This is a genomic window from Streptomyces shenzhenensis, from assembly GCF_021462265.1.
Classification (GTDB): domain Bacteria; phylum Actinomycetota; class Actinomycetes; order Streptomycetales; family Streptomycetaceae; genus Streptomyces; species Streptomyces shenzhenensis.
On the sequence record NZ_JAJONF010000002.1, the window covers coordinates 184,944 to 199,739 of the forward strand.

At 72.4% G+C, this 14,796-nt stretch carries 15 protein-coding genes; 9 read left to right on the top strand and 6 right to left on the bottom strand.

The window, feature by feature from the left end:
* The first annotated feature begins 40 nt into the window (after positions 1 to 40).
* Genes LQ326_RS03345 through LQ326_RS03360 form a run of 5 tightly spaced genes read left to right on the top strand, consistent with a single transcriptional unit; the run spans position 41 to position 4,065 of the window.
* A complete protein-coding gene (locus tag LQ326_RS03345) occupies positions 41 to 1,381 on the top strand; it encodes an L-fuconate dehydratase (protein WP_234532143.1) in 1,341 nt (446 codons plus the stop codon).
* Positions 1,378 to 2,133 carry an SDR family NAD(P)-dependent oxidoreductase gene (locus LQ326_RS03350; protein WP_234532145.1) on the top strand — a complete coding sequence of 252 codons (756 nt, stop codon included), beginning with the start codon at positions 1,378 to 1,380 and terminating at the stop codon, positions 2,131 to 2,133. The genes LQ326_RS03345 and LQ326_RS03350 overlap by 4 nt, the downstream gene beginning before the upstream one ends.
* Positions 2,130 to 3,116: an aldo/keto reductase gene (locus LQ326_RS03355; protein ID WP_234532147.1), complete on the top strand. Its 987-nt coding sequence runs from the start codon at positions 2,130 to 2,132 to the stop codon at positions 3,114 to 3,116. Before LQ326_RS03350 ends, LQ326_RS03355 begins: the two co-directional genes overlap by 4 nt.
* Positions 3,113 to 3,244, top strand: coding sequence for a hypothetical protein (locus LQ326_RS47760; RefSeq protein WP_268206600.1), 132 nt, complete (start codon positions 3,113 to 3,115; stop codon positions 3,242 to 3,244). The genes LQ326_RS03355 and LQ326_RS47760 overlap by 4 nt, the downstream gene beginning before the upstream one ends.
* The gene (locus LQ326_RS03360; protein ID WP_234532150.1) at positions 3,241 to 4,065 is read left to right on the top strand and encodes an amidohydrolase family protein; all 825 of its coding nucleotides are present in this window, start codon (positions 3,241 to 3,243) and stop codon (positions 4,063 to 4,065) included. The genes LQ326_RS47760 and LQ326_RS03360 overlap by 4 nt, the downstream gene beginning before the upstream one ends.
* Here LQ326_RS03360 and LQ326_RS03365 read toward each other — a convergent pair.
* Positions 4,053 to 5,477 (bottom strand): lipase maturation factor family protein, encoded by a 1,425-nt coding sequence (locus LQ326_RS03365; protein WP_234532152.1) that lies wholly within the window; start codon positions 5,475 to 5,477, stop codon positions 4,053 to 4,055. The genes LQ326_RS03360 and LQ326_RS03365 overlap by 13 nt on opposite strands.
* A 155-nt stretch (positions 5,478 to 5,632) precedes the next feature.
* Here LQ326_RS03365 and LQ326_RS03370 point away from each other — a divergent pair, with 155 nt between their 5' ends.
* Both LQ326_RS03370 and LQ326_RS03375 read left to right on the top strand, forming a co-directional pair.
* Complete coding sequence (locus LQ326_RS03370; protein ID WP_234532154.1) at positions 5,633 to 7,732, top strand: SpoIIE family protein phosphatase; 2,100 nt, start codon at positions 5,633 to 5,635, stop codon at positions 7,730 to 7,732.
* 33 nt (positions 7,733 to 7,765) lie between these two features.
* Positions 7,766 to 8,629, top strand: coding sequence for an Fpg/Nei family DNA glycosylase (locus tag LQ326_RS03375; protein WP_234532156.1), 864 nt, complete (start codon positions 7,766 to 7,768; stop codon positions 8,627 to 8,629).
* Between the two features lie 7 nt (positions 8,630 to 8,636).
* Here LQ326_RS03375 and LQ326_RS03380 read toward each other — a convergent pair whose 3' ends face one another.
* The 3 genes from LQ326_RS03380 to LQ326_RS03390 form a co-directional block, all read right to left on the bottom strand.
* Positions 8,637 to 9,293, bottom strand: coding sequence for a zf-HC2 domain-containing protein (locus LQ326_RS03380; RefSeq protein WP_234532158.1), 657 nt, complete (start codon positions 9,291 to 9,293; stop codon positions 8,637 to 8,639).
* A gap of 148 nt (positions 9,294 to 9,441) precedes the next feature.
* Entirely contained in the window at positions 9,442 to 9,948 is a 507-nt protein-coding gene (locus tag LQ326_RS03385; protein ID WP_234532160.1) for a hypothetical protein, read from the bottom strand.
* A 144-nt stretch (positions 9,949 to 10,092) separates the two neighbouring features.
* Entirely contained in the window at positions 10,093 to 10,641 is a 549-nt protein-coding gene (locus LQ326_RS03390; RefSeq protein ID WP_234532170.1) for a sigma-70 family RNA polymerase sigma factor, read from the bottom strand.
* Between the two features lie 221 nt (positions 10,642 to 10,862).
* Between LQ326_RS03390 and LQ326_RS03395 the strand changes: the two genes are divergently transcribed.
* Positions 10,863 to 12,011: a CapA family protein gene (locus tag LQ326_RS03395; RefSeq protein WP_234532181.1), complete on the top strand. Its 1,149-nt coding sequence runs from the start codon at positions 10,863 to 10,865 to the stop codon at positions 12,009 to 12,011.
* Between the two features lie 6 nt (positions 12,012 to 12,017).
* On the opposite strand, the gene LQ326_RS03400 is transcribed toward LQ326_RS03395, so the two are convergent.
* Positions 12,018 to 12,491 carry a MarR family winged helix-turn-helix transcriptional regulator gene (locus LQ326_RS03400; protein WP_234532183.1) on the bottom strand — a complete coding sequence of 158 codons (474 nt, stop codon included), beginning with the start codon at positions 12,489 to 12,491 and terminating at the stop codon, positions 12,018 to 12,020.
* Positions 12,492 to 12,564: 73 nt separating this feature from the next.
* Here LQ326_RS03400 and LQ326_RS03405 point away from each other — a divergent pair, with 73 nt between their 5' ends.
* A complete protein-coding gene (locus LQ326_RS03405; protein ID WP_234532185.1) occupies positions 12,565 to 13,380 on the top strand; it encodes an alpha/beta fold hydrolase in 816 nt (271 codons plus the stop codon).
* Here the strand turns inward: LQ326_RS03405 and LQ326_RS03410 are convergent.
* A complete protein-coding gene (locus LQ326_RS03410; protein ID WP_234532187.1) occupies positions 13,377 to 14,789 on the bottom strand; it encodes an amino acid permease in 1,413 nt (470 codons plus the stop codon). The genes LQ326_RS03405 and LQ326_RS03410 overlap by 4 nt on opposite strands.
* Between the last annotated feature and the right edge of the window lie 7 nt (positions 14,790 to 14,796).

The window sequence follows — 14,796 nt, forward strand, 5'->3', positions numbered from 1 at the left end:
CGGCCCGCGTCCCGAACTCCCCCTGACGGAAAGGAAATCAGTGTCCCCGAGCCCGGCCCGCGTGACCGCCGTCGACACCTACGACATCCGCTTCCCCACCTCGCGCGAGCTGGACGGCTCCGACGCGATGAACCCGGACCCCGACTACTCGGCGGCCTATGTCGTGCTGCGCACCGACGCGGCCGACGGGCACGAGGGGCACGGGTTCACGTTCACCATCGGGCGGGGCAACGACGTCCAGGTCGCCGCGATCGACGCGCTGCGCGGCCATGTGCTCGGCCGCCCGGTCGACGAGATCTGCGACGACCCCGGATCCCTCTTCCAGGTCCTGATCGGCGACAGCCAGCTGCGCTGGCTCGGCCCCGAGAAGGGCGTGATGCACATGGCGATCGGCGCGGTGACCAACGCCGTCTGGGACCTCGCCGCCCGCCGCGCCGGAAAGCCGCTGTGGCAGCTGCTCGCCGACGCCGAACCCGAGTGGATCGTCCGCCAGATCGACTTCCGCTACCTCACCGACGCCCTCACCCCCGAGGAGGCCCTCGCCATCCTGCGCCGGGGCCGTGAGGGCGCCGCGGAGCGCCGGGCCGGGCTGCTGGAGCGCGGCTACCCCGCGTACACCACCTCCGCCGGCTGGCTCGGCTACGACGACGAGAAGCTCACCCGGCTCGCCGCCCAGGCGGTCGCCGACGGCTTCACGCAGATCAAGCTGAAGGTGGGCGCCGACCTGGCGGACGACATCCGGCGCTGCCGGGTGGCCCGAGCGGTCGTCGGGCCGGACATCCGCATGGCCATCGACGCCAACCAGCGCTGGAACGTCGACGAGGCGATCCGCTGGACCAGGGCCCTCGCCGAGTTCGCCCCCTACTGGATCGAGGAGCCCACCAGCCCCGACGACATCCTCGGCCACGCGGCGATCCGCCGGGCGGTCGCCCCGGTCAAGGTCGCCACCGGCGAACACGTCCAGAACCGGATCGTCTTCAAGCAGTTGCTCCAGGCCGCTGCCCTCGACATCGTCCAGATCGACGCGGCCCGGGTCGCCGGCGTCAACGAGAACCTCGCCATCCTGCTGCTGGCCGCGAAGTTCGGCGTCCCGGTCTGCCCGCACGCGGGCGGCGTCGGACTGTGCGAACTCGTCCAGCACCTGGCGATGTTCGACTACCTGGCTGTCTCCGGCACCACCGAGGACCGGGTCATCGAGTACGTCGATCATCTGCACGAACACTTCCTCGATCCGGTGGTGATCCGCGAAGGTCGTTACACGGCACCCACCGCGCCGGGCTTCTCGGCCGCCATGCGACCGGAGTCCCTCGCGGAGTACACCTACCCCGGCGGCACCTTCTGGGCCGCCGACCCCGACACGCAGAAGGGACAGGCGGCATGACCGACTTCGAGGGCCTGAGGGCCCTGGTCACCGGAGGCGCCTCCGGGATCGGGCGGGCCACCGCGGAACTCCTCGCCGAGCGCGGCGCCCAGGTCGCCGTCCTCGACCTCGACCCGGCCCCGGTCGAGAAGCCGCTGCTCGGTTTCCGGGCCGACGTCACCGACGACGCCTCCGTGCGGGCGGCGGTGCGGAGCGCGGTGGACGCGCTCGGCGGCCTCGACGTCCTGGTCAACAACGCGGGCATCGGCGCCCAGGGCACCGTCGAGGACAACGACGACGACGAATGGCGCCACGTCTTCGACGTCAACGTCCTCGGGATGGTCCGCGCCGCCCGCGCCGCCCTGCCGCACCTGCGCCGCTCCGCGCACGCGGCGATCGTCAACACCTGCTCCATCGCCGCCACCGCCGGACTGCCCCAGCGCGCCCTGTACAGCGCCACCAAGGGCGCCGTGTACTCCCTCACCTTGGCCATGGCCGCCGACCACGTCCGCGAGGGCATCCGCGTCAACTGCGTCAACCCCGGTACGGCCGACACCCCGTGGATCGGCCGCCTGCTGGACAAGGCCCCCGACCCGGCCGCCGAACGCGCCGCCCTGGAAGCCCGCCAGCCCTCCGGACGCCTGGCCTCCGCCGCCGAGGTCGCCGGTGCCGTCGCCTACCTGGCGAGCCCGCTGTCCGGTGCCACCACCGGCACCTCGCTCGCCGTCGACGGCGGCATGCAGGGCCTCAGGCTGCGGCCGGTGGACCAGTGAACGCCCTCGGCCGCAGCGGCGTCCGGGTCAGCCCCCTGGGCCTGGGCGCCGCCGTGATCGGCAACCTCTACACCGAACTCCCCGACCAGCAGGCGTACGACACGGTCTCCGCCGCCTGGCGGCAGGGCGTCCGCTACTTCGACACCGCCCCGCACTACGGCCTGGGCCTGTCGGAACAGCGGCTGGGCGAGGCCCTGCGGCCGTACGCCCGGGACACGTACACCCTCTCCACCAAGGTCGGCCGCAGGCTGGAGCCGGGGCCCGGCGACGGCGACGACCTCGCCAACGGCTTCGCCGTGCCCGACACCCGCCGCCGGGTCTGGGACTTCACCGCCGACGGCATCCGCCGCACCCTGGAGGCGAGCCTGGAGCGGCTCGGCCTCGACCGGGTCGACGTCGTCTACCTGCACGACCCCGACGACCACGCCGAACAGGCCTTCCGCGAGGGCTACCCGGCCCTGGAGAAGCTGCGCGCCGAGGGCGTCGTGGGCGCGATCGGCGCCGGCATGAACCAGACCGCCATGCTCACCCGGTTCGTCCGGGACACCGACGTCGACGTGGTGCTGTGCGCCGGCCGCTACACCCTCCTCGACCAGAGCGCCCTCACCGACCTGCTCCCGGCCGCCGCGGCACGCGGCACCTCGGTGGTGATCGGCGGGGCCTTCAACTCCGGCCTGCTGGCCGACCCGAGACCGGACGCGACCTACGACTACACCCGGGCGCCCGGCGAACTGCTGTCCCGTGCCCTGCGCCTCAGGGCGCTCGCGGAACAGCACGGCACCACCCTGCGCGCCGCCGCCCTCGCCTTCTGCGCGGCCCACCCGGCCGTGGCGAGCGTCCTGGTCGGGGCCCGTTCGGCGGCCGAGATCGAGGACGGGGCACGGCAGTTCGCCACGCACGTCCCCGCCGCCTTCTGGCAGGAGCTGCGCGCCACCGGACTGCTGCCCGCCGACGCTCCCGTGCCCACGGAGGACCCGTCATGACAGCCGCCCCGCACACCGAGGCCGACGCGGTCCGGCGGGCCCGGACGGCCGGACTCCTCGACGTCGTCCACGACCACTGCGAGGCGGGTTCGCAGGCCGGCTCGCCCGTCGTACGGGAGCTGCCATGACGATCGACGCCCACCACCACGTCTGGGACCTCGCGGTGCGGGACCAGGACTGGATCCCCGGGGACAGCCCGCTCAGGCGGGACTTCACGGTCGCCGACCTCGCCCCCGAGGCACGGGCGGCGGGAGTCACCCGCACGGTCCTCGTCCAGACGGTCACCGTCCCCGAGGAGACCCCCGAGTTCCTCGCCCTCGCCGACACCCACCAACTGATCGCCGGAGTCGTCGGCTGGACCGACCTGACCCGCCCGGACGTCGCCGGCGAACTCGCCCGCCTGCGCGAACTCCCCGGCGGCTCCTACCTGAAGGGCATCCGCCACCAGGTCCAGGGCGAACCCGACCCCGAGTGGCTGCTGCGCCCGGACGTCGGCCGGGGCCTGGCCGCGCTCGCGGACGCGGGCCTGGTCTACGACCTCGTCGTCCAGGCCCACCAGCTCCCGGCCGCCGTCAAGGCCGCCGCGAACCACCCCCGGCTGACCTTCGTACTGGACCACCTGGGCAAGCCGCCCATCGCCGCCGGAACCCTCGAACCCTGGGCCACCGCGGTACGCGCCCTCGCCGCCCTGCCCAACACCGTCTGCAAGCTCTCCGGGATGGTCACCGAGGCCGACCCCGCCTCCTGGACCGTGGACGACCTGCGCCCGTACGCCGAGACGGTCCTGGACGCCTTCGGCCCGGACCGCCTGATGTTCGGCTCGGACTGGCCGGTGTGCACCCTGGCCGGGACCTACGGTGAGATCCTGGACGCGGCCGCCCGGCTGACCGGCCCCGACGCACGCACCCGCGTCTTCGAGACCACCGCCGCCCGCGTCTACGGCCTCTGAGACGTCGTCCCCGCCAGCCGCGTCGGCGGCAGGTACTCCCGCACATACGTCCGTTCCCAGCACGCGCCCGTCTCCCGAAGCTCGCGCCAGCTGGTGTAGCGGTAGCGGAAGAGGCGGGCGCGGACGAAGCGCGGGGGCTCGTCGGGCGGGAAGGGGGAGCGGCGCAGCAGCCGCAGCGTGTCGCGGTCGTTCTCCAGGAGGCGTTCCACCAGGCCGCCGAACCAGTCGCCGGCGTACGCGGGGGAGAGGGCGGCGAACCACATCAGCCAGTCCAGGCGGAGGTGGTAGGGCGCGAACTGGCGCGGCCAGTGCCGGGGATCGCCCGGCTTGCCCCTGAACTCGTACTCCCGCCAGTCCGAGTCCTCGCGCGGTGTGCCGTCCCGCGTGCCCTCGACCACCACCTCGTAGCGCACCCGGCTGACGCTGCCGAAGGCGCCGTAGGTGTTGACCAGGTGGAGCGGGTCGAAGGAGCGGTTCATGACCTGGCGGCGGGAGACCATGTTCACCACCGGGTGGTAGCTCAGGAAGAGGAGCAGCGCGGTCACGGCGAGGACGACCGCCTCGTACCAGAGCGGGGCGGGCGGCGCGCTGGTGTGGTCCGTGGGCAGCCGGAGGGCGGACAGGGCGAGCACGATGGTGATCCAGTTCAGCCAGGAGAAGTTGCCGGAGACCACCAGCCACAGCTGGGTGAGGATCATCAGGGACGCGGCCGCCGTCGCGACCGGCTGCGGGGCGAACAGCAGGACGGGGACCACCAGCTGGGTGAGGTGGTTCGCGGCCACCTCCGCCTTGTGCACCGGCCCCGGCAGATGGTGGAAGAACCAGCTCAGCGGACCCGGCATCGGCTGGGTCTCGTGGTGGTAGTGCAGGCAGGTCAGCTTGCGCCAGCAGGCGTCCCCGCGCATCTTGATCAGGCCCGCCCCGAACTCCACCCGGAACAGGATCCAGCGCAGCAGGAAGAGGACGAGGACCGGCGGGGCGACCTCGTCGTTGCCCAGGAAGACGGCCAGGAAGCCGGTCTCCAGGAGCAGGGACTCCCAGCCGAACGCGTACCACGTCTGACCGACGTTGACGATCGAGAGATACAGCGCCCAGGGGATCAGCCACAGGACCATCCCCGCCCACAGCGGGAGTCGGGCGTCCGCCCCCGCCAGCAGTGCCGCCGACACCGCGCAGCCGGCCCAGGCGCAGCCCGCGAAGAAGCGGTCCGAGTAGTGCAGATGGAACAGGCTCGGCGCCCGGCGGAACGGTGCCCGGGCGACGAACCTCGGGATCGGCAGCATCCCGCGCTCGCCCAGCAGGGCCCGGAACTGCAGCGCCGCCGTCAGGAACGCGACGAGATACACGCCGGCCAGAGCCCGCTGGAAGACCAGCCGGCTCAACCAGTAACCGGGTGCGGTGAACCAGTCCACGGCCGTGCGCTCCTGACTCTCTCCATGGTGCGGCCCCGGATCGGCGGGGCCTGTCACCCTGTGTACCGCGCCTGCCCGGTTGCGTAACCCGCGCGAGTGAAGAAGACAAATAGGGAGGAATTGCCCGTCGGGGGTTCCCCTGGCATGGTGGCCCCATGGCTGATCGGGGAGCGAGCGCTCCGTCACTCCCGGACGACTGGCCCGCCCATCCGGACCACCCGATCCTGGCGCTCAACCGCATGGGCACCTTCGACTGGGACCTCGACGCCGGCCTGTTCCACATGGACGCCCAGGCGTACGAGGTGTTCGACCTGACCCCGGAGGAGTACGACGGCCGCCCCGAGACCCTCGCCGCCCGGGTACCCGCGGCCGAGTCCAGCAGACTGGACGAGGTGGTGTCCCGGGCCATCAAGGACGGCAGCGAGAACTACGGGGCGTACTTCCGCATCCGGCGCCGCGACGGCACCCCGCGCTGGACCCACACCCAGGGCTACATCCGGCGCGACGAGACGGGCCGCCCGCGCCGGGTCGTCGGCATCGTCCGGGACGCCACCCAGGAACTGGAGGACAGCGAGGCCCGCGACCTGCGGGACGCCCAGGGACAGGCGCTGCGCCGGCAGACCGGCGTCGTCCAGGCGGTCACCGCCGCGCTCGCCCACGCCAGCAGTGTCCAGGAGGTCATCGACGTCCTCAAGGGCACCCGCGGCATCCCCAACCTGGGCGCGGCCAGCCTGGTGATGGGCCTGGTCGAGGCGGGCCGGATCCGGCTGGTCGCCGAGGGACCGGCCGGCAGCTTCGTGCCGGGCACCCGGATCACCCGGATAGAGGAGCCGTACCCGATGGGCGAGGTGGTGCGGACCCTCAGCCCGCGCTTCATCGAGTCACCTCAGGAGTTCGCCGAGGGCTACCCGGTCCTGTGGCCGCACATCACCGGCCTCCGCATCACCTCGGCCGCCTATCTGCCCCTGATCGCCCAGGCCCGCCCGATCGGCGCCATGGGCCTGCTCTACAACGACCGGCTCGGCTTCTCCACCGAGGAACGCGCCGTCCTGGTCGCCCTCGGCAGCAGCATCGCGCAGAGCCTGCAGCGGGCCATGCTCTTCGAGCAGGAGAAGGACCTCGCCCAGGGCCTCCAGCAGGCGATGCTGCCGCGCACCATCCCCAGCGTGCGCGGCGCCGACGTCGCCGTCCGCTACCGCTCGGCGAGCGCCGGCGGCCCCCTGGGCCGGGACATCGGCGGCGACTGGTACGACCTGATCCCGTTGCCCGGCGGCCGGGTCGGCGCGGTCATCGGTGACGTCCAGGGCCACGACACGCACGCGGCGGCCGTCATGGGCCAGCTGCGTATCGTGCTGCGCGCCTACGCCGCCGAGGGCCACGCCCCGGCCACCGTGATGGCCCGCGCCTCCGTCTTCCTGGACGAGCTCGACACCGACCGCTTCGCCACCTGCCTGTACGCCGAGGCCGACCTGGCCACCGGGGTGGTCCAGGTGGTCCGCGCCGGGCACATCGACCCACTGGTCCGCGCCGCCGACGGGGGCTGCCGCCGGGTGCCCGTCGAGGGCGGGCTGCCGCTCGGCCTGTCCGCCGAGTTCCAGAGCCTGGAGTACCCGGTGTCCACCCTGGAGCTCGACCCCGGCGAGATGCTGCTGCTGTGCACCGACGGGCTCGTCGAGCAGCCCGGCGCCGACCTCGGGGACGGCATGCGGGCCCTGGCCGAGCAGGTCACCGAGGGGCCCGAGGACGTGCGCGCCCTCGCCGACCGGCTGATCGAGATCGCCGAGGAGCGGGCCGGTGACGACGACGTGGCCCTGCTCCTGCTGCGCCGCCGCGGCTCCGACACCGCGCGGGCCGTCGGCCGCCTCCAGCAGCACGTGGCCTCCGGCGACCCCGAGGCGCTCGCCCTGGCCCGGCGCATGGTCCGTGCCGCCGTCCGCGCCTGGGGCGCCGGGGACCGCGCCGACGAGATCGAGCTGGTCGCCGACGAGCTGATCACCAACGCCCTCATGCACACCGAGGGCTGCGCGATCGTCACCCTCAGGGTCCTCGGCGGCAGCGACCGCCGGCTGCGCGTCGAGGTCGAGGACCCCTCCAGCGCCCTGCCGCGCCGCCGCGAGGCCGGCGCGGACGGGGTCTCCGGGCGGGGGCTGCTGCTCGTCGACCGGCTCGCCGACGGGTGGGGCGTGGAGGCCCGCGGCAGCGGCAAGGCGGTCTGGTGCGAGTTCCGGATGCCGGAGAGGACCGGCGGGACCTGACACCACCGGGGCGCCCGGTGGCACTCTGGACGCATGCCCGAACTGCCCGAGGTCGAAGCGCTCAGGGACTTCCTGACCGAGAACCTGGTCGGCCACCAGGTGGTGCGCGTGCTGCCGGTCGCCGTCAGCGTCCTGAAGACGTACGACCCGCCGGTCGGCGCCTTCGAGGGCAGCGAGGTCGTCGCCGTCCACCGGCACGGCAAGTTCCTGGACGTCGAGGGCGACCGCGGACTGCGGTTCGTCACCCATCTGGCCCGCGCGGGCTGGCTCCAGTGGAAGGACCGGCTGCCCGACGGTCCGCCCCGGCCCGGAAAGGGTCCCCTGGCCCTGCGGGCGGCTCTGGAGACCGGGGCGGGCTTCGACCTCACCGAGGCCGGCACCCAGAAGAAACTGGCCGTGTACGTCGTCCGCGACCCGCGGGACGTCCCCGGCATCGCCCGGCTCGGCCCCGACCCGCTCGCCGCGGACTTCGACGAGGCCCGCCTGACGGCGCTGCTGGCCGACGAGCGACGGCAGCTCAAGGGCGCCCTGCGCGACCAGAGCCTGATCGCCGGGGTGGGCAACGCCTACAGCGACGAGATCCTGCACGCGGCGAGGATGTCCCCGTTCAAGCTGGCCGCGTCCCTGACCCCCGAGGAGACGCACCGGCTGTACCAGGCGCTGCGCACCACCCTCACCGAGGCAGTGGAGCGCTCCCACGGCCTGGCGGCGGGGCGGCTCAAGGCCGAGAAGAAGAGCGGGCTGCGGGTCCACGGCCGGACCGGCGAGCCCTGCCCGGTCTGCGGCGACACCGTCCGCGAGGTCTCCTTCAGCGACTCCTCGCTGCAGTACTGCCCGACCTGCCAGACCGGCGGCAAGCCGCTCGCGGACCGCCGGTTGTCCCGGCTGCTCAAGTAGCCGGGGCTCACCCGGGGTCCAGGGCGACCAGGAGCTGCCCGTCCGCGTTGCGCACCTCGTAGCGGTCGATCTCGTCCTGGTGCATCGAGGAGCCGCCCGTCATGGTGCTCACCCGGTCGTCGTGGTCCCGCTCCGCCCAGGTGGTCACGATCTGCTCGGAGCCGTCGTCGCCGACCGCGACCAGGCGGCAGGAGCGCGGCCCGCCGGGGTCCTTCACCTGGAGTTCGATGGTGCTGCCCGAGTCCGTGTCCTGGGACTTCACCTGCGCCCAGATGCCCGACTGCGCGCCGGTGGCCGCGGTGACCTGCACGGCCGGCGTGGTGTCGTGACCGGCATAGGCCGCGATGCCGGGGCCGGCGACCGCGAAGACCACCGAGGCGGCCAGGCCGTACAGCAGCCTGCGGCGCTTGGCCCGGTGCCGGATCGCGACCTCGGCGAGCAGCCGGTCCAGCAGCCGGGGACCGGGCTGCGCCATGGGGTGCACGAAGCGCGGCGTGGCCCTGCGGTACAGCATCAACTGCCGTGCCGCGGGGCCGAACTCGGTCACGTGTGCCGCGCACTGAGGGCACTCCATGAGGTGGTCCTCGAAGCGGAAGGCCTCCGCCTCGTCCAGCACGCCGAGCGCGTACGCGCCGACGTCGCGATGCCTTTCCAGGGACCTCATGACGAATCCTCGTGCCGAAGGTGCGGGTGGGGGTTACGCGTTGTTCCTTGCTCCCACCCGTACGCAGTCGGCAGCCGTTTCACTCAAGCCACGTACAGAATCGTAATCAACGGATTCGGAGCGGCCGGGCCCGCGGATTGGTCCTGAATCAAAAAAGATGGATCGCCAGGTGCCCGAGGGGCAGACCGAGCCGCCAGGCGGGGGTCCACACCTTCGGTCCGTCGTCCTCGCCGAACACCGAACCGCCGCCCGGCACCGCGTCCAGATCGGGCGCCAGCAGCTCGGTCTCCTCCAGCCAGCGCCAGGCCGCCACGGCCAGATCCAGGTCCGGCGACGGCCCGTGCGACTCGGCGGCCAGCCCGGCCATACGTTCCCTCACCCACTCCTGCCACGGCTGGTCGTACGCCGTCAGCGAAAGCCAGGTCTCCAACTGGGACACGACCCGGATGCCCGACAGTTCGCCGTCCGCGTCGGAGAGGAAGACGGTCAGCGCCAGCGCGTCACGGCCGGCCCGGAACTCGAAGGACGTCGGCGGCATGAGATCGCCCGTGCGCAGCAGCTCGTCGGCGATGTACTCGGCGTACAGCCAGGCCATCGGGACCGCCAGTTCCCCGCTTCCGGCCCCGTCCGTGCTCTCTTGACCTCTGTGCAGCATCCCGTCCTGCCTTCCTCCGGTGCGCGCGTGGCCCCGACCCCGGGTCCGTTCCTCTCCCGGTGCGGAACACGGATGAAGACAGCAGATTGCTCAAACCTGGTCCTCAGCAAGGCGCTTTGCGAAGGCTTTGCTCTGCTCGCGGTTTCATCGCAGGCCGGGTGCGTAACCGGGCAGAACCCGGCGCAGGGCGCGCAGCGCGTAGTAAGCGCGCGACTTCACGGTACCGGGTGGAATCCCGAGGGTCTCGGCGGCTTCCGCCACACTCGCCCCCTGGAAGTACACCAGCACCAGGACTTCACGGTGTTCGGGGGTGAGAGTCTTCACAGCCTCGCGGACGTCGAGCGTCGCGGCGGCGCGGTCGGCGTGGTCGCCGACCGCCCGGGTGTTCTCCAGCACGGCGTCCGGCACCTCGGCGGGGCGCGCCTGCCGGGCCCGGCGCGCGTCGATGGCGAGCCGCCGGCCGACGGTCAGCAGCCAGGGCAGCACGGAGTCGAAGGCGTCGGCGCGCAGCGCCTCCGGGTGCTGCCAGGCGCGTACGAGGGTCTCCTGGACGAGGTCCTCGGCCCGCTGCCGGTCGCCGTCGCTGAGCCGCAGCAGCAGCGCGAAGAGCGGTCGGCCGTGTTCGCGCTGGAGCGCGACGAGCTCGTGCTCGGCGGTCGTCGTCCCGTGGGGAAGGGTGGTTCCGGCCGTCATGGCCGTATGGCATCGCAGGGTCCGGCCGGGGGACAGGGGGCGCACAGGGATGTGCGGCGGACGGTCGATCGTGTCGGTGAACGGTGCGACGAACGGTCCGTCACGCGGCGTACCCGACCCGGATGGGTCAATCGGGGCGCCTGAGTTGTTTGCGGTCGCCCCGACCTTCGTACCCATTGATCTGTAAATCGGACAAGGCTTGCGACTCTGGGGTGCTCCTGATGATCAATCGCAGACGCCGGGCGGCCCTGGCCCTGACCGCCCTCCTCGCCGCCGCGGCCGCCTGTCAGAACCACCTGCGGGAGGAGGGCGCCGCCCCGCCCCCGCACCCGGCGCCCGCCGCGCCCGCGACCGGCTTCACCCTCGTCGCCTCCGGTGACGTGATGCCGCAGAAGTCCGCGACCGACCACGCGAACTTCGAGGCGGGCGGCAACGGCTACGACTTCCGCCCGATGCTCGCCGGCGTCGAACCCGTCGTCGCGCGGGCCGATCTGGCGCTCTGTCACCTGGCGACCGTCACCGGCACGGACGGCGGCCCCACCGGCCTCACCTCCCCGCCGCAGCTCGCCGAGGCCCTCGCCGCCACCGGCTACGACGGCTGCTCCACCGCCTCCGACCGGGCCCTGGACGACGGTGCCGCGGGCATCCAGCGCACCCTCGCCGCCCTGGACCAAGTGGGCCTCAGGCACACCGGCACCGCCCGCAGCGAAGCCGAGGCCGGCACCCTCAACCTGATGAACGCGGGCCGCGCCAAAGTCGCCCAGCTCTCCTACACCTACGACGTCAACGGCAACGCCCTGCCGCCCGGCCGGCCCTGGGCGGTCAGCCTCCTCGACGAGAACCGCATCCTCGCCGACGCCCGCGCCGCCCGGCAGGCCGGCGCCGACGTGGTCGTCGTCTCCGTGCACTGGGGCACCGAAGGAACCGACGCCCCCGACCAGCAGCAGCTCGCCCTCGCCAGGACCCTCACCGCCGCGCGCACCGGCGGCCGCCCCGACATCGACCTGCTCCTCGGCACCCATGCCCACATCCCGCAGGCGTACGAGAAGGTCAACGGCACCTGGGTGGTCTACAGCCTCGGCGACCAGCTGGCCGGCGAGATGTACAACGGCCAGGGCCACCAGGACCCGCGCGGCAACGAGTCCACCCTCGCCCGGTTCACCTTCGCCCCGCCCGCCCGGCCGGGCGGCCGCTGGGAGGTCGCCAGGGCCGAGTTCGTCCCGCAGCTGTACGACCTGGACGCCGGCCGGGTGGTCGACCTCAACGCGGCCATCGCCCAGGGCGCCGACTACACGGCGGCCCGGGACGCCATCCGCGACGTCGTGCTCAGCCGCGGGGCCGCCAAGGACGGGCTGATCATGGGGGAGTAGCGGCGGTCAGTCCACCTCGACGTGGTCGAAGGCCGCCAGCAACTGCTTGAGCACCCGTACGCACGCCGTGATCTCGGCGTCGGTCAGATCGCCGCCGACCTGCCGGTTCAGGGCGTGCTCGCGGGCGAGGACCGCGGTGATGGTCGCCCGGCCCTCGTCCGTGAGCCGGATCAGGGAGGAGCGCTGGTGCGCCGGGTTGGGGGTGACCTCGGCCCAGCCGCGCGCCACCGCGTCGTTCACCATGCGCTGCACGAACTGCCGGCTCAGCGCCATGATCCGGCCCATCTGCGGCACCGTCATGGGCTCGTACCGGCGCAGCAGGTCCAGCACCGAGCGCACCCCGACCGACGCCCCCTCGATCTGCTCACCCTGCTCGACCTTGCGGAAGGCGCGCCGGTAGAGCGGGCCGATCAGATCGAACACCTCGGTGATGCGCTCGCCCAGCTCGTCGGGGGCGAGGGGCTTGTCGATGTCGTCCACCCGGCCATCATGCACCCTCGTCGAGATGACAACTCAGTTGTCAAAATCCCGCGATGATGACACCTTGGTTGTCATGAATGGTGCTGCGGACATCCGCTTCTTCCCCTCCTCCGACGGCGACCTCGCCTACCTCGACACCGGCTCCGGCGACCCGGTGGTCCTGCTCCACGCCGGCTACGTCGACCACCGCTTCTGGTACCGGCAGCTGCCCGCGCTCGCCGCCGGGTACCGGGTGATCGCCCCGGACGTCCGCGGCCACGGCCTCTCCGCCAACGCGACCAGGCCGTTCCGCTGGGCCGACGACCTCGCGGAGCTCCTGTGCCACCTCGACGCCGGGCCCGCCGTCGTCGTCGGCGTCTCCATGGGCGGGGTCATCGCCACCGACACCGTGCTGGAACACCCCGAACTGGTCCGCGCGGTGGTCACCTGCGGGGCGGCGACGGGCGACTTCCGGTACACGGACCCCTGGCACACCGAGCTCCAGGCCGAGTACGCCCGCACGCTGGGCGCCGGTGACATCGAAGGCTGGCTCGACGCCTTCGTGCGGGTGGTGGCGGGCGAGCACCGCACCCTGGACGCGGTCGACCCGGAGATCCCGCGACGGCTGCGGGAGATGGCCCTGCACTCGATCTCCAAGCACACACCCGACGAGCCCGACCGTCTGGTGCGCGTGACCGACTCCTGGTCCCGGGTGCCGAAGACCGACGTCCCGGTGCTCACGGTCAACGGCGGTCTGGAGCCCGCCGACCTGCTCGCCGCCGCCGACCGCCTGGCCCGTGCGGTGGCGAACGGCCGGTCGGAGATCATCGAGGGCACCGGCCACTACCCGAACCTGGAGCGGCCGGCGGAGTTCAACGCCCTCCTGCTCGGCTTCCTCCGCGGCCTCTAGGACCCGGCCAGACGCGACCTCTTGTAGGAGTAGCCGAAGTAGATCACGCACCCGATCACGAACCAGACCGCGAACCGCACCCAGGTCTGCCACTTCAGGAACGTGATCAGCCAGACCGAGAAGACGACACCCAGCGCCGGCACGAACGGCATCCCCGGGGTACGGAAGGTGCGCGGCAGCTCCGGCTGCCGGTAACGCAGCACGATCACCGCCGCGCACACCACCACGAACGCCAGCAGGATGCCGATGTTGGTGAGTTCGGCCGCCTCGCCGATCGGCACGAACCCGGCGAGGAGCGCCGAGGCCGCCCCGACGATCCAGGTCACCCTCGTCGGCACGTGCCGCGTCGGGTGCGTCCTCGCGAACCAGCCGGGCAGCAGCCCGTCCCTCGACATGGAGAACCAGACGCGGGTCACGCCCAGCATGAACGTGAACATGACGGTCAGGATGCCGATGATCGCGCCCACCGCGATCACGTCCGCCAGCCCGCTCAGCCCCACCGACTTGAACGCCGTCGAGAAGCCGCTCTCCGGGTCGATGCCCTTGTAGTCCTGCATACCCGTCAGGACCAGGCAGGCCGCCACGTACAGCACCATCGAGATCGCCAGCGAGTACATGATCGCCTTCGGCATGTGCCGCTGCGCGTCCCTCGACTCCTCGGCCGCCGTCGACATCGCGTCGTACCCGAAGACCGCGAAGAACACGGTCGCCGCTCCGGTGAACGCGCCGCTGATGCCGAACGGGAAGAAGGGGTGGTAGTTCGCCGAGTCGACGTGGAAGACGCCGACGCCGATCACCAGCAGGACCACCAGCACCTTGAGCACCACCACGAAGGTCTCGAAGCGGGCCGCGCTGCGGATGCCGAGGTTGAGGAGGCCGGCGATGAGGAGACAGAGCACGGCGGCGAACAGGTCGACCCGGTGCCCGGACCCGGTGCCGGGGGCGCCCAGCATCCAGTGCGGCAGGTTCGCGCCCATCTCCTCGACCAGGAAGCTGAAGTACCCGGAGATGCCGATCGCGACCACCGCCACGATCGCCGTGTACTCCAGCAGCAGGTCCCAGCCGATGAACCAGCCCGCGAACTCGCCGAGCACCGCGTAGCCGTACGTGTACGCCGACCCCGCCTTCGGGATGAGCCCGGCGAACTCGGCGTACGACAGCGCGGCGCAGGCGCTCGCCACGCCGGCGATGAGGAACGAGACCAGGACGGCGGGCCCGGCCGTCTCGTTGGCCACCGTGCCGGCGAGGGTGAAGATGCCCGCGCCGATGATGCCGCCCACGCCGATCGCGGTCAGCTGCACCAGCCCGAGCGATCTGTCGAGCCGGGGGCCCGTGGTGGCCTCCGTCTCCTCGATGTGTTCGATGGGTTTGCGACGGAGAATTCCTTCACCCATGCGGAGCTTGGTCATGCGCCTC